Origin of the sequence: Arthrospiribacter ruber, assembly GCF_019343195.1 — a bacterium.
Classification (GTDB): domain Bacteria; phylum Bacteroidota; class Bacteroidia; order Cytophagales; family Cyclobacteriaceae; genus Arthrospiribacter; species Arthrospiribacter ruber.
Genome location: NZ_RPHB01000002.1, coordinates 522,794 through 546,876, shown reverse-complemented (window position 1 = coordinate 546,876; position 24,083 = coordinate 522,794). Strand labels below are relative to the sequence as shown.

The 24,083-nt window shown below is 40.7% G+C and carries 21 protein-coding genes; 10 read left to right on the top strand and 11 right to left on the bottom strand.

What is annotated here, in order from left to right; translation table 11 throughout:
* Positions 1–14 precede the first annotated feature (14 nt).
* From EGN73_RS05290 to mltG, 5 genes are all read right to left on the bottom strand, one after another.
* Positions 15–1,223: an acetate/propionate family kinase gene (locus tag EGN73_RS05290; RefSeq protein WP_219287474.1), complete on the bottom strand. Its 1,209-nt coding sequence runs from the start codon at positions 1,221–1,223 to the stop codon at positions 15–17.
* Positions 1,224–1,409: 186 nt separating this feature from the next.
* Positions 1,410–3,509, bottom strand: coding sequence for a phosphate acetyltransferase (gene pta, locus EGN73_RS05285; protein WP_219287473.1), 2,100 nt, complete (start codon positions 3,507–3,509; stop codon positions 1,410–1,412).
* An 82-nt stretch (positions 3,510–3,591) separates the two neighbouring features.
* Positions 3,592–4,545 (bottom strand): YihY/virulence factor BrkB family protein, encoded by a 954-nt coding sequence (locus tag EGN73_RS05280; RefSeq protein ID WP_219287472.1) that lies wholly within the window; start codon positions 4,543–4,545, stop codon positions 3,592–3,594.
* A gap of 11 nt (positions 4,546–4,556) precedes the next feature.
* Complete coding sequence (locus EGN73_RS05275) at positions 4,557–4,964, bottom strand: acyl-CoA thioesterase (protein ID WP_219287471.1); 408 nt, start codon at positions 4,962–4,964, stop codon at positions 4,557–4,559.
* A 2-nt stretch (positions 4,965–4,966) separates the two neighbouring features.
* Positions 4,967–6,010, bottom strand: coding sequence for an endolytic transglycosylase MltG (gene mltG / locus EGN73_RS05270; protein WP_219287470.1), 1,044 nt, complete (start codon positions 6,008–6,010; stop codon positions 4,967–4,969).
* 74 nt (positions 6,011–6,084) lie between these two features.
* On the opposite strand from mltG, the gene EGN73_RS05265 reads away from it, so the two are divergent.
* From EGN73_RS05265 to EGN73_RS05250, 4 genes are all read left to right on the top strand, one after another.
* Positions 6,085–6,495, top strand: coding sequence for a (deoxy)nucleoside triphosphate pyrophosphohydrolase (locus EGN73_RS05265; RefSeq protein WP_219287469.1), 411 nt, complete (start codon positions 6,085–6,087; stop codon positions 6,493–6,495).
* Positions 6,496–6,585: 90 nt separating this feature from the next.
* Positions 6,586–7,215: an L-threonylcarbamoyladenylate synthase gene (locus EGN73_RS05260; protein ID WP_219287468.1), complete on the top strand. Its 630-nt coding sequence runs from the start codon at positions 6,586–6,588 to the stop codon at positions 7,213–7,215.
* 24 nt (positions 7,216–7,239) lie between these two features.
* Entirely contained in the window at positions 7,240–7,860 is a 621-nt protein-coding gene (locus tag EGN73_RS05255) for a WbqC family protein (protein ID WP_219287467.1), read from the top strand.
* Positions 7,861–7,941: 81 nt separating this feature from the next.
* On the top strand, positions 7,942–10,473 hold the full coding sequence (locus EGN73_RS05250; RefSeq protein ID WP_219287466.1) for an ATP-dependent Clp protease ATP-binding subunit: 2,532 nt from the start codon (positions 7,942–7,944) through the stop codon (positions 10,471–10,473).
* A 104-nt stretch (positions 10,474–10,577) separates the two neighbouring features.
* On the opposite strand, the gene EGN73_RS05245 is transcribed toward EGN73_RS05250, so the two are convergent.
* Positions 10,578–11,678 carry a fatty acid desaturase family protein gene (locus tag EGN73_RS05245; protein ID WP_219287465.1) on the bottom strand — a complete coding sequence of 367 codons (1,101 nt, stop codon included), beginning with the start codon at positions 11,676–11,678 and terminating at the stop codon, positions 10,578–10,580.
* A 95-nt stretch (positions 11,679–11,773) separates the two neighbouring features.
* Entirely contained in the window at positions 11,774–11,959 is a 186-nt protein-coding gene (locus EGN73_RS05240; protein ID WP_219287464.1) for a hypothetical protein, read from the bottom strand.
* Positions 11,960–12,486: 527 nt separating this feature from the next.
* On the opposite strand from EGN73_RS05240, the gene EGN73_RS05235 reads away from it, so the two are divergent.
* Positions 12,487–13,968: a potassium/proton antiporter gene (locus tag EGN73_RS05235; protein WP_219287463.1), complete on the top strand. Its 1,482-nt coding sequence runs from the start codon at positions 12,487–12,489 to the stop codon at positions 13,966–13,968.
* Between the two features lie 17 nt (positions 13,969–13,985).
* Here the strand turns inward: EGN73_RS05235 and EGN73_RS05230 are convergent, their stop codons facing one another.
* Positions 13,986–14,366, bottom strand: coding sequence for a hypothetical protein (locus EGN73_RS05230; RefSeq protein WP_219287462.1), 381 nt, complete (start codon positions 14,364–14,366; stop codon positions 13,986–13,988).
* A gap of 171 nt (positions 14,367–14,537) precedes the next feature.
* Between EGN73_RS05230 and EGN73_RS05225 the strand changes: the two genes are divergently transcribed.
* Both EGN73_RS05225 and ctlX read left to right on the top strand, forming a co-directional pair.
* Positions 14,538–15,446, top strand: coding sequence for a hypothetical protein (locus EGN73_RS05225; RefSeq protein WP_219287461.1), 909 nt, complete (start codon positions 14,538–14,540; stop codon positions 15,444–15,446).
* A gap of 27 nt (positions 15,447–15,473) precedes the next feature.
* Complete coding sequence (gene ctlX / locus EGN73_RS05220) at positions 15,474–16,409, top strand: citrulline utilization hydrolase CtlX (protein ID WP_219287460.1); 936 nt, start codon at positions 15,474–15,476, stop codon at positions 16,407–16,409.
* On the opposite strand, the gene EGN73_RS05215 is transcribed toward ctlX, so the two are convergent.
* A complete protein-coding gene (locus tag EGN73_RS05215) occupies positions 16,401–17,963 on the bottom strand; it encodes a SulP family inorganic anion transporter (RefSeq protein ID WP_219287459.1) in 1,563 nt (520 codons plus the stop codon). The two genes, ctlX and EGN73_RS05215, sit on opposite strands and share 9 nt — an antisense overlap.
* A gap of 241 nt (positions 17,964–18,204) precedes the next feature.
* Complete coding sequence (gene purB, locus EGN73_RS05210; protein WP_219287458.1) at positions 18,205–19,551, bottom strand: adenylosuccinate lyase; 1,347 nt, start codon at positions 19,549–19,551, stop codon at positions 18,205–18,207.
* A gap of 155 nt (positions 19,552–19,706) precedes the next feature.
* Here purB and EGN73_RS05205 point away from each other — a divergent pair, with 155 nt between their 5' ends.
* From EGN73_RS05205 to EGN73_RS05195, 3 genes are read left to right on the top strand one after another with little or no spacing between them, the layout of a single operon-like run.
* The gene (locus tag EGN73_RS05205; protein WP_246611476.1) at positions 19,707–21,938 is read left to right on the top strand and encodes a DUF5916 domain-containing protein; all 2,232 of its coding nucleotides are present in this window, start codon (positions 19,707–19,709) and stop codon (positions 21,936–21,938) included.
* 12 nt (positions 21,939–21,950) lie between these two features.
* Positions 21,951–23,057, top strand: coding sequence for a ferredoxin--NADP reductase (locus EGN73_RS05200; RefSeq protein ID WP_219287457.1), 1,107 nt, complete (start codon positions 21,951–21,953; stop codon positions 23,055–23,057).
* A 7-nt stretch (positions 23,058–23,064) separates the two neighbouring features.
* On the top strand, positions 23,065–23,559 hold the full coding sequence (locus EGN73_RS05195) for a hypothetical protein (protein WP_219287455.1): 495 nt from the start codon (positions 23,065–23,067) through the stop codon (positions 23,557–23,559).
* A 1-nt stretch (position 23,560) separates the two neighbouring features.
* Here the strand turns inward: EGN73_RS05195 and EGN73_RS05190 are convergent, their stop codons facing one another.
* On the bottom strand, positions 23,561–23,878 hold the full coding sequence (locus tag EGN73_RS05190; protein WP_219287453.1) for a HesB/IscA family protein: 318 nt from the start codon (positions 23,876–23,878) through the stop codon (positions 23,561–23,563).
* Between the last annotated feature and the right edge of the window lie 205 nt (positions 23,879–24,083).

Sequence of the window (24,083 nt, the reverse complement as noted above, 5' to 3'; positions counted from 1 at the left end):
AGGCGTAAAAGTAATTAGATTTTTTCTCCCTTTACGATTCTGTAGGTCTGTTGCCCTATCTCCAGTTCTTCATTGGTAGGAATGACAAATACCTTCGTTTTGGAAGAGGAAGGATTGATTTCCCTTATTTCTGAAGAATGCTTTTGGTTGGCTGTATTGTCCACCTGAATTCCGAAGTAATCCATGTTTTTACATACTGCCGCTCTCATGTCAGGATCATTTTCTCCAATCCCCGCGGTAAAAACTATAGCATCCAATCCATTCATTACAGCAGTGAAAGCCCCAATATACTTTTGGATTCGGTAAGCGTAAATTTCATAAGCCAAAGTTGCATTTTTATTTCCTTTTTCGATTGCATTTTTTACATCCCGCATGTCACTTGATCCGGTCATTCCCAAAAGTCCACTTTTCTTATTGAGAAGCTCATTGACTTCTTTTGGAGAGAAGCCTTTTTGATTAAGTAAGTAGAAAATAATGGAAGGATCAATGTCTCCACATCGGGTACCCATGACCAAGCCCCCCATTGGTCCCAGTCCCATGGTGTTGTCCATGGATTTTCCACCTTTTACAGCTGCCATACTGCTTCCGTTTCCAAGATGGATGGTGATGATCTTTGCATCGGGCTTATTCAAAAGTTCAAATGCGATTTTGCTGACATATTGGTGCGAACTTCCATGGAACCCATACGCTCTGATTCCCATCTCGGTATAAAACTCATTTGGGATAGCATATCTGTATGCTTTTTCAGGCATGCTCTGATGAAAGGCAGTATCAAAAACAGCCACTTGTTTGGCTTTTGGGAAAATCCTTTCTGCTACTTTGATTCCCAACAGATTTGGCGGATTGTGCAAAGGGGCCAGTTCTATGAGTGATTCAATTTTTTGCTTTACTTCATCCGTGATGATCGTAGTGGATGCAAACTGATCTCCTCCATGCACCACCCTATGACCTATGGCCTCAACTTCCTCCATGCTGGTCAAAACCCCTTTTTCACCATCTACCAAAAGGTCTGTGATAAGTTGAAGTCCTTCTTCATGGTCTTTGATTGGTTGGGATATTTGAAAAACCTCCTCCCCTCCATCTTTAAAGATCTTGTGTTTTAAAGTGGATTGATCCAATCCAATCCTGTCAACCAAACCCGAACAAATGGGTGATTCATTGGGCATATCAAACAGTTGGTATTTTAGAGAGCTGCTTCCGGAGTTGAGTACGAGGATTTTCATGATTTAGAGATGTGAGATGAGAGATGTGAGAATCAAGAAGCGAGATGCGAGAGACGAGAGACAAGAAATAAGAATAGGGTCAGCCGACTTAAAACCATTAACCATTAACTATAAACCAATGACCATTGACTGTTGACTATAAACCATTAACCAAATAACTATTCACTATTCACTAAATTTTTCCCTTCACCCTTCTTCCGCCTGAATGGCAGTGATGACTACTGTATTATAGATGTCATCTACTGTACAGCCTCTACTGAGGTCGTTGACAGGTTTGTTCATTCCCTGTAGCATTGGGCCAATGGCAATGGCTCCAGTCTCTCGCTGCACGGCTTTGTAAGTGTTGTTGCCGGTGTTGAGGTCTGGGAAGATCAGTACAGAGGCATTTCCTGCTACTTTCGAATCGGGCATTTTTTGCTTCCCAGTTGTAGGGTCCACTGCAGCATCATATTGTATAGGGCCTTCTACCATTATATCAGGTCTTTTGCTTTTCACTATTTCTGTGGCTTGTCTCACTTTTTCCACATCTTCACCTGATCCTGAAGTTCCTGAGGAGTAGGAGAGCATGGCCACCCTCGGTTCAATTCCGAATTTGGCACTGGTGTCTGCTGAAGAAATGGCAATCTCTGCCAGTTCAGCAGCCGATGGATTGATATTGATCGCACAGTCTCCAAATATGGTGACACGGTCAGGTAGGCACATGAAGAAAACGGATGAAACCAGTGAGATTCCTGGCTTTGTTTTGATAAATTGAAGGGCCGGTCTGATGGTATGGGCAGTAGTATGTGCCGCACCCGAAACCATTCCGTCAGCATGTCCTTTATGAACCATCATGGTACCAAAGTAAGCAACATCGGTCATTAAGTCGCGGGCCACCCCAATAGGCATGTTTTTTCCTTTTCTAAGTTCAAAGAGGGTGTTGGCATAATCCTCAAAAAAAGGGGAGTCTTGCGGATTGATGATCTGGCAATTGTCTTGACCAAGACTCAATCCTAGCCTGTTTATGGAGGAAATAATGTCGTCTTTGTCCCCTAAAAGGCTGATGTTGACTATTCCGTGGCGCACCAGTCTGTCTGCGGCTTTTAGTATTCTGTCGTCATTTCCTTCAGGAAGTACGATGTGCTTCTTTTTGCTCTTTGCCCAGCTTACCAGTTGGTATTGAAACATCCTCGGAGTCATGCCTGAGGCCTTGAAGGAGGCAATGTTTTTTTCCAATTTTCCCATATCCATATACTTTCTGAAAGTATTGATGGCCATATGTATTTTCTCAGGATTGGAAGGATTGAATTTGGAGTGGATATTGGCTACTTTGGTCGCAGCATAAAATGAAGGCTCCTCAACTCTTAAAATAGGCATAAGGGTATTGGTCCCCTGAATCAGTTTGATGACTGAATCAGGTACCTCAAAGCCACCAGTAAGCACAATTCCAGCGATTTTAGGATAATTTTTGGATAGGCTTGCCTGCAAAGTAGCTAATAATATGTCAGATCGGTCACCTGGAGTCACAATCAATACATTGGGCTTAATGTGATTGAGAAAGTTTCCTATTTGCATTGCCCCGAAGATGAAGTGGTCCGCACGGTTGTTCATTTGCTCTTCTCCAAACATGATTTCAGCACCCAAATGCTCTTTTACTTCCCTTAAAGAGGGACTTTTCAGTGCTGTTATTTTTGGAATCACTGCGATCTGAATCTCAGGTTTCACTTGTTGAATAAGGGCTGATTTTACCTGCTCCAGATCAGCTTGGTCTACTTTGTTGATTACCACAGCTATCACCTTTACTTTACGCTGGAGAAAATTGTTGATGGTGACATTGACAGCACTGCAAATTTGTGAAATAGACTTTCCGTCGCCTGAGGTTACAATGATTACAGGTGTGTTTAGGTTTTTTGCTATGGCCAAATTGGCATCAAATTCAAAAGCAGTCCCTTCGCCCAAAAAATCACTGCCTTCAATTATGGTGAAATCATTATCAGCTTCCAGGCTTTTAAATTTGGAAATGATGGTGTCGATGATTTCATTTTGCATGCCCGATTGTGCTAGGATATTAGCTTGCTCCCGGGTATAAGAAAAGGTTTTTTCTATTTGTAATGGGAGATTGAAATGTCCTATAAGGGTTTCAATATGACTGTCCGGCTTTACGCTTGGTTCCTGATTGATGATGGGCTTGAAGTAGCCTATTTTTTGGGTGCGCGCCAGAAGCATGTCAACTAGGCCTAATGCGACGATGGATTTGCCACTGAATGGCTCTGCTGTAGCTATAAAAATGCTTTTGTTAGATTGCATAGACGTATTGTTTGAGGTCCCAAAATTAGGAGAGGTCAAAGGTGATTTTCCTGATGAAAATGACCTGAAAATATGATTTAAATCACTTCGCTTGTCTTTTTAAAGCTTTGGAAAACCACCTTCTGTCAGCAGCTTTATCCAAGCTGACATTGATTTCGAAACATACTAAGATAATCAGTGAGGTAATAAAAAGCCAGAGCATGACGGCAATCATCGCCCCTATGGAACCATAAAGTTTGTTGTATGTGGCAAAATTATTCAGGTAAAAAGAGAAAAGATAAAAGCCGAAATTGATCAAAAAACCCGCTGTAACAGAGCCTACTGAGAAAAATTTCCATTTGTCATGTACAGCAGGTGCAAACCGAAATATGTATGCTGTGGCCACTGTAAAAACAGAAAGGAGAACAATAAACCTGAAGGCCGTCAACATGTAGTAATAAAGGTTGCTGGAAACGATTTCCCATTCGGAAATGGCATAAAGCACACTACTGCCCAATATCATGATGATTACTGCGCCACAAATGGCCAATACCAATACGGTGACAATACTCACTGCGATCAGTCGTGTTTGCCAAAAACTCCTGTTTTCTTTGGTCCTATATACCGCATTGAAGGCATTCATCATGGATACTACCCCGTTGGTAGCCAGGAAAAGTGCTAGGAAAAAACCAATGGAGAGCAAACTCTGCCGAGGCCTGCTGACAATGTCCATTATGGTAGCTTCAGCTTCTTGGTAGATGCTTTCTGGGATAAATTCATTGATAAACATCAGGATGTTTTGGGTAGTCACATTTTTAAAAAACAGACCGATGTAGGGAATGATGTTGAGTAGAAAAAGCAATAATGGAAACATGGCTACCGTAAAGCTAAAGGCCATGGCGCCAGCTCTTTCATTGATTTCATCCTTTCTGATTTGCTCAAGGAAAATCTTACTTACATCATAGACATTCTGATCAGGATTTCCAAAGTGGATATTCCTCAAAAGCTTTGCCTTTCTGGTAAACTTGATGGAAAATAAGCGTATCCATTTTTTCACTGAAAAATCGATTAATCAAAATACGGTTGCAATAAATCTAGTAAATATTGGGGAGGTCTACAGGGTCTATGACTGTCTTTTTTCAAAAAGGTCAATGTAGTCCAGCCTTTTGTAAGCAGTTCGTTTGCTTCATTGAATACTTCATATTCAAACCTGATCCTTATTCCTGGCATTTCAGGGATTCGGGTTTTGATGGTCAAAAGCTCATCATATTTGCCTGGTTTGATGAATTGAGTATGCAGCTCCAATACCGGCATGATAACCCCGTCCTCTTCCATTTGTTTGTAAGAAAAACCAGCTGCTCTGAGGGCTTCCACCCTTGCAACTTCAAAATACATGGCATAGTTGCCATAGTAAACATAGGCCATTTGGTCGGTTTCGGCGTATCTGACTCGGACTTGGGTAGAGGCTTCAAACATGATCAATAGATTTTGGATCGGTTGAGGGCTGACTGGTATTTTCTGGCATTGCTCAGGTGCTCATTGAAGCTGGTAGCAAATGCATGATAGCCCGAAAAATCATCCTTGGCGCAGAAATATAGATAGGTATGGTCTTCATAATTGAGTACCGCTTCGAGTGCGGAGATTTCAGGAAGGTTGATAGGGCCGGGAGGCAAACCTGTGTATTTGTAAGTGTTGTAAGGACTGTCTACTTCTTTGTGGACATTGAGAACCCTTTTTATACCAAAATCTCCCACAGCAAATACCAAGGTAGGATCTGCCTGCAAGGGCATATTGATCTTAAGCCTGTTGAGGTAGACTCCAGCAACTCTGGGCCTTTCATCAGCCATCTGGGTTTCAGCTTGTACTATGCTGGCCAAGGTAGAAACTTCCGTTTGGTTCAACCCCAATTGACTTGCCTTGTTTTTTCGTTCTTCCGTCCAAAACTTATTGTATTCATTGTAAAGCCTGTCAAAAAGTTTTTCTGCTGAGGTGTTCCACCATACTTCATAAGTGTTTGGAATGAACATGGACATGATGGTTTCTTCTTCAAACCCGAATTTCCGGATATATACAGAGTCAGTGAGCAAATCCATGAATTGTTGCTCGCTGATTTCCAGATTGCGGCTGATTTTTTCGGCAAGTTCCTCTTTGATCCTTACGTTGTTGAAAGTAACCATTACAGGTGTCTGCTGACCTGATCTCAGCATCCTTACCAGGTTGATGTTATTGGTTTTTGGAGAAATGGTATAGAGACCGGGCCTGACAGCTTCCTGGTATTTCATCATTTTAGAGACAAAGCTAAAAGATACCACGTCGTTGATGATGTCATTTTGATACAATGTGTCTACCACCATCTGAAAAGTGGCATTACTTGGTATTTTAATGGTTCTTCCCTGTTCTTTGTCCACGAGTGCATTGGGACTGAAAAAAGCCTGATAAAAATAAAAGGATAAAGATGTCAACAGTACCGAGAAAGTGACAATAAAGATGAGCAGGAATTTGGTTTTTTTATCTCCCAACATAATTTTAGCTTAACCAAAGGAATAACGGCAAAAATAGAGAATTTTGTTCAAGGGGCTAGTCAAGAATTGAATCTATGGAAAAACCAATACGGGTAACCTGTGCCATCATTGTCCATAAAGGCAGGGTTTTGGCTGCCCAAAGAAGCGAAAAAATGCATCTTTCACTCAAATGGGAGTTTCCCGGTGGCAAAGTGGAATCCTCTGAAAATGAGGAGGAATGCCTGATTCGGGAAGTGAAAGAGGAACTGAATTTGGATATTGATGTCTTAGAAAAGTTATCACCCAACGTGCATCAGTATCCCAAGAAGAAAAAAATTGTTTTGATCCCTTTTCTGTGTCATTATAAGGGAGGAGAACTTTCTTTAAAAGAACATAAAAGTGCGGCATGGCTATCACCTTCTGAACTACTGAATCTTGATTGGGCAGAGGCAGATATCCCTATTGTGGAGGAGTTTATCAAACTTTTTAGGGATTCTTTAAGTTGAATAATTGTATCTTAAGTGATGGTTTTCAATTGCCAAAAACTGGATTTTGGTTACATTTAGCATTATTTTCTCAATTTTTATCCAAGTCTTATGCCTGCAGAATTCATCAAGCTTTATCCCGAAAATCCTGAAATCAAAAAAATTGAAAGGATAGTGGAAATACTTAGAGATGGAGGAGTGATCATCTATCCTACTGATACAGTGTATGGTATGGGGTGTAATATTCACAATCAAAGAGCCGTAGAGCGGATCGCGCAGATCAAAGGGATTAAGCCCAAAAAACACAATTTTTCATTTATCTGCTATGACCTGAGCAACATATCGGAATACACCCGTGCTCTGAGTACTCCGGTTTTTAAAGTTATGAAAAAGGCACTTCCGGGACCCTATACCTTTATTTTGGAGGCAAACAATTCGGTTCCAAAAATCCTGAACAGCAATAAAAAGACCGTTGGTATCAGGGTCCCAGACCATTCGATTCCCAGACTTTTGGTGAAAGAACTGGGGTACCCTATTTTGACTACTTCTATTCATGATGAAGATGAAGTGGTCGAGTACAGTACGGACCCCGAACTGATTTATGAAAAATATAGGGACCTGGTAGATGTGGTGATTGATGGAGGGTATGGCAATAACGTAGCGTCTACAGTGTTGGACTGCACTGGTCCGGCAATAGAAATAGTGCGGGAAGGACTAGGGCCTATAGAGGACATTTATTGATATTTGTCCAATAAATTACACAGAATGGGAATTTTAACAGAACTGTATTACCTGCCTAATATTGAGTATTTTACGGCCATAGAAGGGGAAGGTGTATTGGTGATAGACGATTGTGAGAATTTCAGGAAACAAAGTTATAGAAACAGAACTTCTGTGCTATTGGCCAATAAAACCGAAACACTTTCCGTTCCCGTATATGAAGGCAATAAACAAAAGCCTTACAGAGACATCAGGATAGATTACCATCAAAAATGGCTCAATATTCACTTGAGAGGTATACAATCCGCATACGGTAAAGCGCCTTTTTTTGAATTCTATTTTCCTTATTTCGAGCAGGTATTCAGACAAAATGTGCCTTTTCTGATGGATTTAAACTTGAAGCTACTGACAGTTTGTCTGAAATTACTGAAGACCAATATCCAGGTGCAGCTATTGAGTGAAGCAGGAGAAAATCATGGTCTCAGGGATTTGAGGGGAGTTATCAAGGCAAAAGAAGATTACAAAAGCCGTGAAATCTACAGGCCTTCCCCGTACAATCAGCTTTTTGGTCTAGACTTTGTACCAAATTTGAGTGTTATCGACTTGTTGTTTTGTCAAGGTCCGGAAGCACCCTCAATAATTAGGGCTTCAAAAAAAAATGATTGAACATTCGTTAAATGGATTGTGTTTTTAAAACAAATTAGGTAACATTAATACAGATTTCAAATCAAATCAGAAAGGATATAAATGGAAGCAAAATTTTCAAACAGGGTCAAAGAGGTGATCTCCCTAAGCCGAGAGGAAGCGCTACGGTTAGGGCATGATTACATTGGTACAGAGCACCTCTTGCTGGGTATGATTCGTGAAGGAGAAGGAGTGGCTGTTTCCATATTGAAAAAAATGGGAGTTCCATTAGATGAGCTCCGCAATTCTATTGAGAGGGCTGTAAAAGGCACTGCCAATCACAATGTGAAAAATCTTGCCAATATTCCTTTGACAAGACAATCCGAAAAAGTATTGAAGATTACTTATCTGGAGGCAAAAATTTTCAAAAGCCAACTGATAGGTACGGAGCACTTGTTGCTTTCCATACTTCGTGATGAAGACAATATTGCTACACAGATACTACACAAGTTCGACACCAATTATGATTCGGTAAAAGAGATGCTGGAATTCCAAACAGATTCAGGACCAAGGTCCAAAGCAGAGGCAGATGATCCTGATGAGGATGGTTCCAAGCTTTTCGGTTCATCATCAGGTAGCTCTTCCGGAAGTTCATCCAAAACATCAGGAGAAAAATCCAGAACACCTGTTTTGGATAATTTTGGCAGAGACCTCACCAAAATGGCCGAAGATGACAAATTGGACCCTATCATTGGTAGAGAAAAAGAAATTGAAAGGGTAGCACAGATTCTTTCCAGAAGAAAGAAAAACAACCCCATACTGATCGGTGAGCCGGGAGTAGGTAAGACAGCCATAGCGGAAGGTCTTGCCCTGAGGATCATACAGAAGAAAGTATCGAGAGTGCTTTTCAACAAAAGGGTAGTAACGCTTGACTTGGCTTCACTAGTGGCCGGTACCAAATACCGTGGACAATTTGAGGAAAGAATGAAAGCGGTCATGAATGAACTGGAAAAATCACCTAATGTGATCCTTTTCATCGATGAGCTGCATACCATTGTCGGTGCAGGAGGGGCAAGCGGTTCTTTGGATGCATCCAACATGTTCAAGCCAGCCTTGGCCAGAGGAGAAATCCAATGTATTGGAGCTACCACATTGGATGAATACAGACAGTACATAGAAAAAGACGGTGCTCTGGCAAGAAGATTCCAAATGGTAATGGTAGACGCTACTTCACCTGAAGAAACGATACAGATTCTAAACAACATCAAAGACAAATATGAGGATCATCACAATGTTATCTACACAGATGAAGCGATTGATGCTTGTGTAAAATTATCTGATAGATACATCTCTGACAGGTTCTTGCCTGACAAAGCCATTGATATTTTGGATGAAGCAGGAGCAAGGGTACATATCAACAATATCCATGTGCCTGAGGAAATCCTCAAACTGGAGCAGGAAGTAGAGGACATCAAAGTAGAGAAAAACAGGGTTGTGAAAAGCCAGAAATATGAAGAGGCCGCACAACTTAGAGATAAAGAAAAGAAATTGTTGGAGCAGCTGGAAAATGCCAAAACCCGATGGGAGGAAGAGAGCAAGACCAAGCGCTACACTGTGGAAGAAGAAAATGTGGCTGAAGTGATCGCCATGATGACCGGAATTCCAGCCAAAAGAATTGCCCAAAATGAAGGAGCAAAGCTTTTGAATATGAGCGAGGAACTTTCAGGAAGGGTAATTGGGCAAGAGCAGGCCATTAAAAAACTCACAAAGGCTATTCAGAGAACAAGGGTAGGTCTGAAAGATCCCAAAAAGCCGATTGGCTCATTCATCTTTCTTGGACCAACTGGTGTGGGAAAGACAGAATTGGCCAAGATTCTTGCAACCTATCTTTTTGACAAAGAAGATTCTTTGATCCGTATTGACATGTCTGAGTATATGGAAAAATTCTCCGTGTCCAGACTGGTAGGAGCACCTCCGGGATATGTGGGATATGAAGAAGGCGGTCAGTTGACGGAAAAAGTCAGACGAAAGCCTTATTCTGTAGTCTTGTTGGACGAAATTGAAAAAGCACACCCGGATGTATTCAATATTCTACTTCAAGTCCTTGATGACGGGATTTTGACTGATGGTCTTGGAAGAAGAGTGGATTTCAGAAATACCATTATCATCATGACCTCCAATATCGGGGTGAGAGATCTGAAGGACTTTGGAGCGGGTATTGGATTTGCTTCCAAAGCCAAGCAACAAAGCATGGACGAGGTGATGAAATCCACCATTCAAAGCGCCTTGAAGAAAGCCTTTAGTCCGGAATTCCTCAACAGGCTGGATGATGTGGTAGTTTTCAATTCTTTGGAAAAAGAACATATTCATAAGATCATAGATATCAGTTTGAATAAGCTGTTCAGTAGAATTACCGACTTAGGTTATACCATAAAGCTGACGGATAAGGCTAAGGATTTCATTGCGGATAAGGGCTATGACCAACAATATGGTGCAAGACCTTTGAACAGGGCGATCCAGAAGTATCTTGAAGATGCCTTGGCCGAGGAAATCCTCAAGGGAGAATTGTCAGATGGTGATGTGATTACGGCTGATTATGTAGGAGAAGGAGAGGAGTTGACCATTAAGGTTGACAAAAAGGAAAAAGCCGAGTAAAGTTGTTTAACACCAGATTTTAGTAATAAAGCGGTCAGCATTTGCTGATCGCTTTTATGTTTTATATATAATGCTCTTTTTTCTTAATTCAATCGCTCTTTGAATTAAGACAACACCCTTTTCATTTGGGGTTTTTTACCCATTTTTTTCAGGAAATTGTAATGTGACCTTACAGCTCCGAAAAAGTTGGTGTTTTCGTGATAAGGTAATCCAAAATCTTGAGCGGTTTCCTTTACTATGTCGGAAATTGCAGGGTAATGCACATGGCAGATATTTGGGAAGAGATGGTGCTCAATCTGGTAATTTAGCCCTCCAAATATAGAAGTGATGAAACTGTTTTTCCGAGCAAAATTTGCTGTGGTTTTCATTTGGTGAACAGCCCAAGGGTCTGAGATACTTTTGTTGGAATGTGGCTCAGGCATATCTGTTTCCTCCACAAGGTGCGCCAATTGGAATATGTTGCCCATAACCATTCCTTCCGCCAAATGCATAACCAAAAGAATTGCTAATACAATATGCCAGGCAAAGGGCATTACAATCAGGGGAATAACAAGAAAAATAGTGTAATACAGTGCCTTGTATCCAAATAGTTTGAAGTATTCTGATCTGGGAGGTTTTTTCCCTTTTTCTCTTAATGTCTCATCAAAAAACTTCATATAATCTTTTTTGAAAAACCAGGAAAGAGAAGATAAAGAATACAGCATGAAAGAATAGAATTGTTGATATTGGTGTATGGGTTTCCAGTCTTCATTAGAATTAATTCTTATGATACCGGGTGCTACTTCCAAATCAGCATCATGGTCTACGATATTGGTCAGGGTATGGTGGATTTGATTGTGGGTGATTTTCCAGACATACTCATTAGCACCGATCAGGTTGAAAAGCCATCCTAAGCTTGAATTTACCCACCTCTTATCTGAAAATGACCCATGTAGTGCATCATGGCAGATATTGAAGCCGATAAGTGTCATGGTGATCCCCAGCCCTGCTGCGAGCAGGAAGTGTATGAAAATGGGGAAATGGCCAAATACCAGTAGGCCGTAAAGACCCACTAAAAGTCCAATGAGGATAATGGATTTTAGGACCATTTGCCAATTGGCTTTTTTGGATAAATTGTTTTTATCGAAATAGGAATTTGTCTTTTCTCTAACTGTTTGGAGAAATTGCGATTGATCGCTTTCCCCGAATTTTATTTTTCTGGACATAATGGTCTTGTTCAAGTAAATTTGTAGTTACTCGATGATTTCAAGTGTTGTGGGGCTGTTCTAAAAGAGAGGTGGATTGTATAGATTTTACTTAGTCATAAAAGTTGGAGCTCTGCAAAGATTTTTTCCAATTCTGAGCGTGTTTTTGACAGTTTAGCGGATAGTTTTTCAAGCATAATTTCTCTATATCCTTCTTGGAAATCAAAATCCTGATCTTCCAAAACAGGGAATCTTCTTTTTAGGAGAACTTTTTGTTCTCTCCAGCTTCTCAGTATTTTCATAATCAATTCTTATCAGGGGATTAGTAGGCTGGCTTATTCATTTGTAATGGGCTAGTTTGACTTTTTTTCCGATTATTATGTACGTTTTTATGGTCATTTCCGGAGTTTTAGTAATTATTCCACCACTTAACAAGATAGCATTAATTAAATGGTTTCAAGCTTTATTTCCAAAAAAGTCTATTTTTCAAGCTGCAATTCGTGTTTTTATTTTTTTCAAGATCAAAGAGTAAATTGCTGGCAAAATAAAGGAGTTCTAAAACAGGAGTTCTTCAAATGGACAATCTTTTCCAATGCAGTATATTTATGCAAGTTTGGGTTTGATTCATTTCTTTTCAGGTATTAGCTGAATTAGTTGGTTTTTTATTCCATGATAAGGAATTATTTTCGAATAAAATAAGTCATAAGGATATGTTCTGCTTGATTCATTAATATTGGACTGACGTGAATATTTGACTATTTATATGATTTCTTTCACTCAGTCTATTATTGAATTACTCATATGGATTACTTTACACTAATTTGGAAAAATGAACCTAACGATCGAAAATATACTTTTAGTTGGCTCGGTACTTTTATTTGTGAGTATTCTTGCCGGAAAGACTTCCTACAAGTTTGGAGTGCCCACATTGGTGTTGTTCCTTATTATTGGAATGGCTGCTGGAACCAACGGTTTCGGGATAGAATTTGACAACCCCCGCACCGCACAGTTTATAGGCATTGTTTCCCTGAATTTTATTCTTTTTTCAGGGGGACTGGATACTTCATGGAGGTCAATCAAGCCTGTACTGGGCCAAGGTATCATGCTCTCAACGGTTGGGGTGTTGATGACAGCAGTTTCAGTTGGTGTATTTGTCTGGTGGATTACTGATTTTACCATTTATGAAGGGTTATTATTAGGCGCCATTGTTTCTTCTACGGATGCTGCTGCAGTTTTTTCTATCCTAAGGTCTAAAAGCCTTGCATTGAAATATAAGCTAAGATCTACGCTGGAACTTGAAAGTGGAAGTAACGACCCGATGGCCTATGTGCTGACCATAGCTTTCCTTGGTCTGGTCACAAATCCCGATCTTGGATATTTTGATCTCTTTATTCTTTTCATCAGTCAAATGGTAATCGGTGGTACCTTGGGTTTATCTTTTGGCTGGCTGAGCAAGGTAGCTATCAACAAAATCAATCTTGGTTTTGAAGGGCTCTATCCGGTATTGGTGATTGCATTGATGTTTATCACTTTTTCTTTTACTGATTTGATTGGTGGGAACGGGTTTTTGGCAGTTTATCTATGTGCTGTTTATTTGGGGAACCAGGACCTTATTCATAAGCGAACCATACTCAAGCTATATGACGGATTGGCATGGCTGATGCAGATAGTTCTTTTCCTCACTTTGGGATTATTGGTCAATCCTGTAGATATCATACCATTGATTGGACTAGGTATTGCCATCGCATTGTTCCTGATATTTGTGTCTCGCCCTATAGGTGTACTATTCTCCTTAGTTCCTTTCAAAATGAAAATGAGAAGGAGATGGTATATTTCATGGGTAGGTTTGAGGGGGGCTGTTCCAATAGTGTTTGCAACATATCCCTTGATTGCTGGGATTGACAAGGCAAATACTATTTTCAATATAGTGTTTTTTATTTCGGTAACATCTGTTTTGATACAAGGTACTACCTTATCTAAAGTAGCGGATTGGTTAAAAGTAGCACTGCCAGAAAAAGTCAAGCCCCGGTCTCCTTTGGATTATTTTCTGGATGAACCTCCGAAAACTTCTATGATTGAAGTCAATATTCCTGAAGGTAATAGTGTGATCGGAAGGAAAATATTGGATATAGGTTTCCCTAAGAATGCGATCATTGCCATGTTGAGAAGAAAGGGAAACTACCTTACTCCAAATGGGCAAACAGAAATAGAGGCAGGTGATCAGTTATTGATATTGGCTGAGAATGATAATTCCATCAGATCAGTTTATAAATCCTTGCTTTTACCTGAACCTGATTTAAGCGACGATTGAAATGACTAAATGGAATTTTACCTTCGATGAAATTTATAACCTAAGCCTACCGACCAAAGCCACTCGTCCGTAATGTCTCTGTGGAAGAATGGAGCGAAAAATGCAAAATTTCCATAATCTATCCTAGGACCAACTCCTAGCCTGGCAGTTGGCCTTCCTTCCAGGTAAAAGAAGGATGGAATAGCACCTACACCGATTTTAAACTTATCATTTAATCTCAACAAAAGACTTGGGCCTCCTACATTGAAAGCTACTACCTTAGGGCCAACAGAAAATCCGGCCATTCCTTCCAATCCAATATCCCATGAGTTATTGGGCTTCTTTTCTTCTTCTTCCTGGGCAAAAAGAGGCGTATATGTAGCTATAATGATCAGACACAAACAAATTAAATTTTTCATTTTTTTTCATCAGATGTTTAAATCAACCAAAACTTTGGTTTATACTTATGTAATGACCCACAATTTTAGAAATGATGTTTTAAACTCCAAATTAACTTGTATTTAACATTACTTAACCGCTATTTATCCATATTAGGTCTGCTCTTTGCGTAGACCCTAAACATGAACAGCATGAACTATTATTTATTTAAGGCATTTCTGATTTTTGTGTCTTTGCCTTTTTTGATTTCCCAGAGGATTCCGCAGGCAAAATATTTGCCGCTGATACCCATGTATCAGGATTCTCTTTTTAGTGGACCGAAAACAGTAGGTAAACTGGAAAACAAAGCCATAGATGAGGCAAGTGGGCTGGTAGCTTCCCAGAAACATCCCGGCATTTTGTATTCCCACAATGATAGCGGAGGAGACCCTCATGTGTTTCTGCTCGATACTTTGGGAAAAGATCGGGGCAAAATCATTCTTGATGGAGTGAGAAATAGAGATTGGGAAGATATTGCTGTCGGACCTGGGCCTCAGAAGGATGTTTCATATATTTATGTAGGGGAAATTGGAGACAATAATGCCGTATACCCTGAAATTCAGATTCATAGATTTCCCGAGCCAAAGGGCATAGATAAAACACATAAGGTCCAGCCGGAAATCCTAACTTTAGTATATCCTGATGGGCCAAGAGATGCAGAAACCCTAATGGTGGATCCTATTACACATGATATTTTCATTCTTTCCAAGCGGGACAGTGCCAATGTACTGTACAGGACTACACAAGAATCCTTCGGTAAAAAAGGTAAAGTGGAACTGGAGAAAGTTATGAGCTTGGATTTTACCATGTCGGTAGCAGGAGATATTTCTGCTGATGGAACTAAGATCCTGATTAAAAATTACCTTGCGGTCTTTTATTGGGAAAGAAATCCTGGAGAGAGCATTCCGGATGCGCTAATGCGTAATCCTGTGATACTTCCTTATAAGCCAGAACCTCAGGGAGAGGCTATAGCTTTTCATCCTAATGGCCAAACCTATTTTACCTTAAGTGAAAAGAGGTTTCAAATCGAGCCTGTTTTGTACCGTTACGACAAAAAATAACTAATTTAGGCTATCAAACACCTCAATATGCCACAACAGACGACTTCTACCATCTTGATGGTCAGGCCAGCCAATTTTGGTTTCAATCCTGAAACAGCAGAAAGTAATTTTTACCAAAAAAGGGATGCGAGATCAGCCCAGGAAGTCAACACTGCTGCCCAAAAGGAATTTGACGCATTTGTTTCACTTTTGGAGCAAAAGGGCGTAGATATCATAGTAGTGGAAGATACTGTTTCGCCCGCTAAAACTGATGCGGTTTTTCCCAATAATTGGTTTAGTACCCACCAAAACGGAAAAGTTGTTCTGTATCCCATGTTTTCTCCCAATCGTAGAGAAGAAAGAAGGATGGACATCATGGAGTTGCTTATGAAAAGAGGATTTCAGGTTGATGAAATTGTAGACCTTACTTTTTTTGAAAAAGATGGGCAATTTCTGGAAGGAACTGGAAGTCTGATACTAGATAGGGTTAACAAAGTAGCTTATGCTTGTAAGTCTGTAAGAACTCATGAGGTGCCAATGGATTACTTCTGTAGGTTGATGGGTTATGAAAAGGTCATGTTTGATGCTGCTCAGACTATAGATGGAATTGTCACTTCCATCTACCATACCAATGTGATGATGCACATAGGTTCAGAATTGGCTATTGTGTGCTTGGACAGTATTTCGGTGGCAACCGAAAAACTCAAGCTTCAGGAACACTTGGAAAAGACCGGCAAGAAGATGATACCGATCACAGAAAAGCAAAAATTCAATTTTGCAGGCAACATGCTTGAAGTGAAGAATAAAGATGGAGCAAAAATCACCGTAATGTCAAAATCTGCCTCTGAATCCCTCGGAGATGTTCAGCTGAATGCTATCAAAAGATATACAGATGTGCTAGTCCCTGACCTGTCCACCATCGAAAAGCTAGGCGGAGGTTCTGCAAGATGTATGATGGCGGAGATTTTTCTTCCCTCAGTCTAAGCTTGAGATTTTTATCGATTTGATATTGACGGTTTCTACTAGGATATTTTTTGTAGAAGCAGTGACCTTGAAGTTTTCGATCACCTCAAGAACATCATAATCTATCACTCTCGAATCGCTTCCGTCGATAATCAGATGAGAACCGTCAGGAATTTCCTCCAGATTTTTGATCAGGGAGCCTTTATTAAGAAAACTCACTTCTTCGGGAAGTTTTATGGTTAGGGAATTTTTTTCTGGACCGGAACCTTTGATCAGTAGCATGGAAGTCTGGTAATTTCTCAAAAGGATAAAGAAGACAGCGACCACCATTCCCATGCCTATTCCTATGAGCAGGTCATAGATCAAAATTCCGGATATGGTGATCACAAAAGGCAAAAACTGATCCCAGCCTAACTTTGCCTGTGTTTTGAAGAGGGAGATACGAGTCAATTTATAACCAATCAAGATCAAAATGGCCGCTAGGCAGGCAAGCGGAATAAGGTTGAGTACTTTGGGAATTAATATTACCGACACCAGCAATAAAATTCCATGAAATACGGTGGAGGTCTTCGTCCTAGCGCCTGAAGATACATTGGCGGAACTCCTTACGATCACAGCAGTCACAGGAAGGCCTCCAATCAAACCATTTATCATATTTCCGAAACCTTGGGCAAAAAGCTCCCTATTGGGAGGCGAAACCCTTTTGTAAGGATCAATTTTATCTGCAGCTTCCATATTTAGCAAGGTTTCCAAGCTTGCTATAATACTAATGGTAATTGCTGTAACCCAAACTCCAGAAGTAAATACCTGACTGAAATCCGGTAAAGTAAAAAGATCAGGGAAGTTGGAGATTTTTTCCAAAATAGGTAGTTCTACCTTGCTGGCAGCATTCAAAAATAGTGATGGGACGAACTCTCTGAACGCCTCATTTAGCAAAATGCCTATTATAACCACAAGCAAAGGTCCCGGTACCAAACTGGTGATTTTGCCTCTTTTCATCTCCGGTCTTTCCCATAAAATCAAAATAGCTAAGGAAATTCCCGCAATTAGAATTCCTCCAAAATGAAGGTCATTTACCAATCCACTGAAGTTGATTTCAGCTTTCCAGATTTCTGATAAGTGAAAATACTCTCCAAAGTTCCTTTCTCCATTCAAGCCTAAGGCATATGGCAACTGCTTAATGATAAGGATTAGCCCTATGCCTGCCAGCATCCCCTTGATAACGGCTGTTGGGAAATAATACCCAATCACTCCGGCTTTGACCACACCGAAAATGACCTGTATAATCCCTGCCAAAAAAACGGCAGAAAGGAACAATTCAAAGGAACCCAGCTCAGTAATGGCACTCAAAACAATGACCGTCAGCCCAGCCGCAGGTCCGGAAACCGAGGTGTGTGATCCTGAAATAAAACCCACAACAATGCCACCGACGATTCCTGCAATTATACCGGAAAACAAAGGTGCGCCAGAAGCCAAAGCAATACCAAGGCAAAGTGGCAAAGCTACCAGGAAGACTACCAATCCTGCCGGAAGGTCTTTTTCAAGGTGTTTAAAATACTGCCCCGAAGGTTTCATAACTTTTTTTGATATTAAAATTGACTTTCCCCTTAAGCAGATATGGAATCAAAACTAACAATGATACTAAATATTGACATCACCTGAAAAAAAGCTGGAAATATTACCCTGCTAATATCTTTGGTTAGTCGTTTGGTATGCCAATCAGGAGAAATTTTGATTTATACCTTAAATCCAGGATGGCGTTAAATCTGTAAAAAACACCCACCCTTAGCAAAACCTTGGATGGGTGAAAAAAAGATCAATAAATACCAGTGTAATTGAAAGGGCTGATTTTTTTCAGTTCCATCTTCACTTCATCTGAGACATGCAGATTTTCCACAAATTCACTTATAGAATTTTTGGTGATTTTGCTATTGGTACGGGTAAGTTCTTTCAGTGCTTCATAAGGCTTTGGAAATCCTTCTCTTCTGAGGATGGTCTGAATGGCTTCTGCCACTACTGCCCAGTTTTCTTCCAGATCAGCATCTATGGCAGCCTGATTAAGTTCCAACTTGCCAAGACCTTTGATAAGGGATTCAAAACTGATCTGCATGTGGGCCAAAGGCACACCGATTACTCTTAGGACCGTACTGTCGGTAAGGTCCCTTTGTAGTCTGCTTATTGGGAGTTTAGCAGCCAAATGCTCCAGTAATGCATTCGCGATTCCGAGATTCCCTTCAGCGTTTTCAAAATCTATAGGATTTACTTTATGGGGCATTGCCGAAGATCCTACTTCTCCTGCTTTGATTTTTTGTTTGAAATAATTCATCGCCACATATTGCCAAACATCTTTGGATAGATCTAGCAATATGGTGTTGATTCTTTTCAGACCGTCAAAGCACGCTGCAAGGTTGTCGTAATGCTCTATTTGAGTGGTGGGATAGCTTCTTTCAAGCCCAAGATAGTTTTTTACAAAACTTTCCGCAAAGGCATTCCAGTCTGTTTCCGGATATGCTACATGATGTGCATTCATATTACCGGTAGCGCCACCGAATTTTGACGAGTAAGGAACCTGCTTGAGCAAATTCAGCTGATTTTCCAATCTGTTGACAAACACATGTATTTCCTTTCCCAACATTGTCGGAGAAGCGGGTTGACCATGTGTTTTGGCCAGCATAGGAATATCCTTCCAAGCAGCCGACTGGATCTTGAGCTTATCTAAGACCTTGGCCAAAGTGGGTAATATAACCTGCTCCAAGCCTTCTTTGAGCATCAGTGGTGTAGCGGTGTTATTTATGTCCTGTGACGTCAGTCCAAAATGGATAAACTCCTTGTACTTTTCCAGTCCAAGTCCGTCAAATTTTTCCTTGATAAAATATTCCACGGCTTTGACGTCGTGGTTAGTTGTTTTTTCTGTCTCTTTGATGACACTGGCATCATCAAGGCTGAATTCACTGCTGATATTTCTAAGTTGGGCAAAAAGACTTTGATCGAAGTCTGCAAGTTGAGGCAGTGGCAGTTCGCACAAAGCAATAAAATACTCGATCTCTACATGTACCCTGTATTTGATCAGGGCAAATTCGGAGAAATAGGCCCTTAAATCAGTTGTTTTTGGGCCATATCGGCCATCTACAGAGGATACAGCAGTGAGGTGTGTCAATTCCATTATAGGTTGGGTTTGTTTTGAGTCTGCTAATTTAATCCATCACATTGAAAAACCTGCCTTCCATTTATAATTAAATCCTCAGGATCAGCAACTGATTTTTACCTTAGGACAGATTCAGTTAGCCAATAATGTGGTGGGGGCGTATCATTGCCGTAATGAAACCTATTTATTCTTTACTGATTTTAATTGCCCTTTTAATGCCCCTATTGGTCTTTGCCAAAGATGGTAAAGACAAGGAAACCAAAGAGAAAGCGTCTTCAAAAGAAGAGTTTGGCCTGGAAATCGGCTATGCTCTTAAAGCTGTCAATCTGGATGGTGTTTTGGAAAAAGGAGAGTGGGATGATGCGGAGATCATTTCGGGATTTGTCCAGCAGATTCCAAATGAAGGAATGGCAGCAACCGAAAAAACAGAAGTAAGGGTCAAGTACGATGATGATTTTTTGTACATAGCAGCTACCCTGTACCAAAAAACTCCCGGCGGATATGTTGTTTCATCCTTAAAGAGAGATTTTAGATTTTATGAAAACGATGCCTTCGCTGTAGTGCTTGGTCCTTATGATGATGGCAATAACGGATTTATGTTTTCAGTAAATCCATATAATATTCAAATGGAAGGTCTTGTCCACCACGGGGATAGGGTCTCGGATGTCTGGGACAATAAGTGGTTTTCATCCGTCAAAAGATACGATGACCGTTGGGAGGTAGAGATGGCCATCCCGTTCAAGACATTGAGGTTCACAGAAGGATCGACTTATTGGAGGGTGAACTTTCTTAGGAATGACAGGAAAAATTTTGAGAGGTCTTCCTGGGTGCCCGTGCCATTAAACCAGCGTATACAAGGGATTGCCTTTTCAGGTTATCTCAATTGGGACAGACCATTGAAAAAGCCTGGATCAAATATAGCGGTCATACCCTATACCGCCGGAAATGCATCAAAAGATTACAGAACAGAGGATGGAGTCAATTCAGGTCTAGCCGCAGGATTTGATGCAAAAGTAGCATTGAGTCCTTCCATGAACCTGGACCTGACTTTCAATCCTGATTTCTCTACTGTGGAAGTAGATCAGCAGCAGACAAACCTCAACAGGTTTGAGCTGTTCTTCCCTGAGAGAAGACAGTTTTTTCTGGAAAATGCAGACCTATTTGCGGATTATGGATTTTCTAGCATAAGGCCCTTTTTCTCCAGAAGAATCGGAATTGCCACAGACAGCATGGGGCGAAGTTCCAACAACAGGATACTTTACGGTGCCAGACTCAATGGAAATGTAGGGGACAATACAAGGGTGGGGTTATTGAATATGCAGACGGATACCGAAAATGCCATTGGATATCCGGGACAAAATTATACAGTAGCTACGGCACAGAGGAAAGTTTTCAGTAGATCCAGCATTGCAGGCATATTTGTCAATAGACAGACTACGGGTGTGGTCACGGAGCCTGGTAGAGAAATCTCCGCTTACAATAGGGTCTTGGGATTGGATTATAACCTTGCTTCTGCGGACAATAAGTGGAACGGAAAGTTTTTTTACCATCAATCCTTCAGTCCAGAAGTGACCGGAGATTCCAAAGCCCATGCCAGTCACCTGAGTTATAACACCAAAAAATGGATAGCCAGATGGAACCATGAATACGTTGGGGAAAACTACAATGCAGAAGTTGGTTTCGTGCCTAGGTCTTCGTATTGGAGGTTTGAGCCCAGCGTCATGTACAGACTGGTGAACAATGGAAAGCAGGTATTTCAACAGACTTTCCAGCTAGCCTATGATGTGTATACAGACGAAAGTTTCGGGCTAAAAACCGATGAAAGAATGACATTTGCCTACAGACTTTATTTCAAAAATACCTCTACAGTTCAATTTCGTCTTTTCAACGAATATACCTACCTCTTTTTCCCTTTTGATCCTACCCGTACAGGTGGAGAAAGGCTGGCAGCTGACACGGACTATTCTTACACCCGAGCAGGGTTGACCTTTACTTCAGATGCCAGAAAGCTTTTCAATTATTCCAGTACTGTGTATGCAGGAGAATATTTTAATGGAGAGAGGCTATTTGTCAATACCAACATCAATTACCGTTTTCAGCCATATGGCAATATTTCGCTTTTTGCAGAATACAACAAAATAGACATGCCTGAGCCCTATAATGATGCCAGGCTTTGGCTAATAGGTCCTAAAATGGATGTATCCTTTACCGATAAATTGTTTCTGAGTACCTTTGTCCAATACAACAGCCAAATCGATAACGTCAACATCAATACGCGTTTTCAATGGAGGTTCAAACCAGTTTCGGATTTATTTGTTGTCTTCACAGACAATTATCATCCGGAGAGCTTACAAATTAAAAACCGTGCATTAATTTTGAAGCTTACCTACTGGATCAACGTGTAAAGGAAAGAGGGAATGTTTAATTTATTTAAGAAGAAAAAAGAAGAAAATACCAAAGGTGATCAGTACTTATCCATCAAGGTCAGGGAGGTTGTCAAAGAAACCCCGGACACTGTCACCATATTTTTTGAGCAGCCAGAGCCTTACTTGGATTACAAAGCAGGCCAATACATGACTGTAATTTTGGACATCAACGGTAAAGAAGAAAGAAGGTCTTACAGTCTGTGCACTTCGCCATTTGTGGATCCTTTTCCTGGGATTACTGTCAAAAGAGTAAAAGGTGGCCTTGTCTCCAATTACCTCAATGATCAGATTCGTCCGGGAAAAACCATCGAAATCATGAAGCCTCTGGGCAATTTTACTTCCGAGTATCATTCCCAAAACAAGAGACATTTTGTAATGATTGCAGGCGGTTCGGGCATTACCCCGATCATGGGTATTTCCAAGTCTGTTTTGGTGAATGAACCCGGGTCTATGGTCACCTTGCTCTATTGCAGCAGGTCCGAGGAGCAAATCATTTTCAGGGAAGAGTTGGAGAAGTTGGAAGAAAAATATGAGGGGCGCTTTATGGTGATTCACAACCTGAGTCAGCCTTCCGGCAATTGGACAGGGCTTCAGGGCAGGTTGGATGCTTCAAAAATCAAGGATGTTTTGGATAGCACCGTCACTTCAGGGCTTTTGACCAATAGGTTTTATGTATGTGGTCCAGAAGGCCTGATGGATACCGCTTTGCAGACATTGGAGTCTCTTGGGGTTCCTAATGATCAGGTATTTGAAGAAAGCTTTTACAACGACCTAGAAGCAAAAGAAAAAGAACTCAAGGAGGCAGGGAAGCTTTCACCAGAACTCACCCGAGAAGTGGAAGTTACGGTAGAAGGTGAAACATTTACTTTTGAGGTTCCTGCTGGCAAAACCATCCTGGAAGCAGGCCTGGACGAAGATGTAGACATGCCGTATAGCTGTCAAAGTGGGCTTTGTACGGCCTGTAGAGGAAGGTTGATTTCGGGAAAAGTGGATATGATCGAAGATGCAGGCCTGAGCCCAGGAGAAATAGCTGAGGGGTATATCTTGTGCTGTTCTTCAAAGCCTGCGAGTTCAGACATCAAAATCATTATAGAATAAAGAAATCTTGGACAAAACATATATCCGAAAAACATTCGACAGATTGGAACGGAATGCGCTCATCATGATGGCCATTCCGCTTCCTTTTTTCGCACTAGCCTATTTGGTGACCACCAGCAGTACCATTTCATATCAGGCGCCCCAATTGCCTTTGATTTTGGATACCATTTTGCTCACTTTGGTCATCGTGATGCTTGGGCTGCATTATATCAATTTTCAAAAAGCCATCAAGACAGCAAGAAACCATTCCGCCAGCCTGGAAGAAAAAATCACAAGGTACGCTCAGGCTACAATGAGGAGGTTTTGGGTTTTATTCGTAGTGGTTTTTATCTGTGCAGGTGGTTTGTTGGTGTATAATAATCCAGGATACACCATTTCTTTCGCAGTGGCTTTGGTGTTTTTCTCCTTGGGCAAACCAACTCCTGATAGGATAATCCGTCTCCTAAAACTTAAGTCCGATGAGAGAAGAATGGTAGAAGAGTTGAAAATCAGAAATACCTGAATTATTCCACGTCGTGTCTTTTGGGTACGTCAGGGTTGATAAAAGTGAAGCCTCTGGCTTCATTGCCTTCATAAAAATCCACCTGCATTCCCATAAGAAACATGTAGTGTTTCTTTTCGATCAACACGGGAATCCCGTCGATTTCAAATTGTTGATCACCTTCTTTTGCTTTGTCAAAACCTAGCATGTAAGACATTCCTCCACATCCGCCTCCTCTGACCCCTACTCTTAGTGAATAGTCAGCAGGGATATTCTTGTTCGAAATGATATTTCTGATTTCTTCTTGTGCTTTCGGTGTAATTTGAATAGGAATTAGCATGACTATTGAATGTAAATTCGGGTATTTGAGTTCAAATTTAGTTCTAATTGTCAAACAGAAATAAGTTCTGACCTGAAAGTGAGAGCTGTTTTGGGATTAATTGCCTTAAATTCCATATGCTGTGGTGCACAAAATCCCTAAAGGTGGTATTTTAGAAAAATGATTTACTTGAGTTCAATACTCTCAATTAGTCATAATCCTTGAT

Excerpts from the sequence above, each read along its gene's own strand:
- EGN73_RS05255 (WP_219287467.1), top strand. The coding sequence starts at position 7,240 with ATGGGAATTTTAACAGAACTGTATTACCTGCCTAATATTGAGTATTTT.
- EGN73_RS05200 (WP_219287457.1), top strand. The coding sequence starts at position 21,951 with ATGTTTAATTTATTTAAGAAGAAAAAAGAAGAAAATACCAAAGGTGAT.
- EGN73_RS05190 (WP_219287453.1), bottom strand. The coding sequence starts at position 23,878 with ATGCTAATTCCTATTCAAATTACACCGAAAGCACAAGAAGAAATCAGA.
- EGN73_RS05265 (WP_219287469.1), top strand. The coding sequence starts at position 6,085 with ATGGAAAAACCAATACGGGTAACCTGTGCCATCATTGTCCATAAAGGC.
- EGN73_RS05250 (WP_219287466.1), top strand. The coding sequence starts at position 7,942 with ATGGAAGCAAAATTTTCAAACAGGGTCAAAGAGGTGATCTCCCTAAGC.
- pta (WP_219287473.1), bottom strand. The coding sequence starts at position 3,509 with ATGCAATCTAACAAAAGCATTTTTATAGCTACAGCAGAGCCATTCAGT.
- EGN73_RS05290 (WP_219287474.1), bottom strand. The coding sequence starts at position 1,223 with ATGAAAATCCTCGTACTCAACTCCGGAAGCAGCTCTCTAAAATACCAA.
- purB (WP_219287458.1), bottom strand. The coding sequence starts at position 19,551 with ATGGAATTGACACACCTCACTGCTGTATCCTCTGTAGATGGCCGATAT.
- EGN73_RS05275 (WP_219287471.1), bottom strand. The coding sequence starts at position 4,964 with ATGTTTGAAGCCTCTACCCAAGTCCGAGTCAGATACGCCGAAACCGAC.
- EGN73_RS05245 (WP_219287465.1), bottom strand. The coding sequence starts at position 11,678 with ATGTCCAGAAAAATAAAATTCGGGGAAAGCGATCAATCGCAATTTCTC.
- ctlX (WP_219287460.1), top strand. The coding sequence starts at position 15,474 with ATGCCACAACAGACGACTTCTACCATCTTGATGGTCAGGCCAGCCAAT.
- EGN73_RS05225 (WP_219287461.1), top strand. The coding sequence starts at position 14,538 with ATGAACTATTATTTATTTAAGGCATTTCTGATTTTTGTGTCTTTGCCT.
- EGN73_RS05230 (WP_219287462.1), bottom strand. The coding sequence starts at position 14,366 with ATGAAAAATTTAATTTGTTTGTGTCTGATCATTATAGCTACATATACG.
- EGN73_RS05215 (WP_219287459.1), bottom strand. The coding sequence starts at position 17,963 with ATGAAACCTTCGGGGCAGTATTTTAAACACCTTGAAAAAGACCTTCCG.
- EGN73_RS05205 (WP_246611476.1), top strand. The coding sequence starts at position 19,707 with ATGAAACCTATTTATTCTTTACTGATTTTAATTGCCCTTTTAATGCCC.
- mltG (WP_219287470.1), bottom strand. The coding sequence starts at position 6,010 with ATGTTGGGAGATAAAAAAACCAAATTCCTGCTCATCTTTATTGTCACT.
- EGN73_RS05235 (WP_219287463.1), top strand. The coding sequence starts at position 12,487 with ATGAACCTAACGATCGAAAATATACTTTTAGTTGGCTCGGTACTTTTA.
- EGN73_RS05240 (WP_219287464.1), bottom strand. The coding sequence starts at position 11,959 with ATGAAAATACTGAGAAGCTGGAGAGAACAAAAAGTTCTCCTAAAAAGA.
- EGN73_RS05260 (WP_219287468.1), top strand. The coding sequence starts at position 6,586 with ATGCCTGCAGAATTCATCAAGCTTTATCCCGAAAATCCTGAAATCAAA.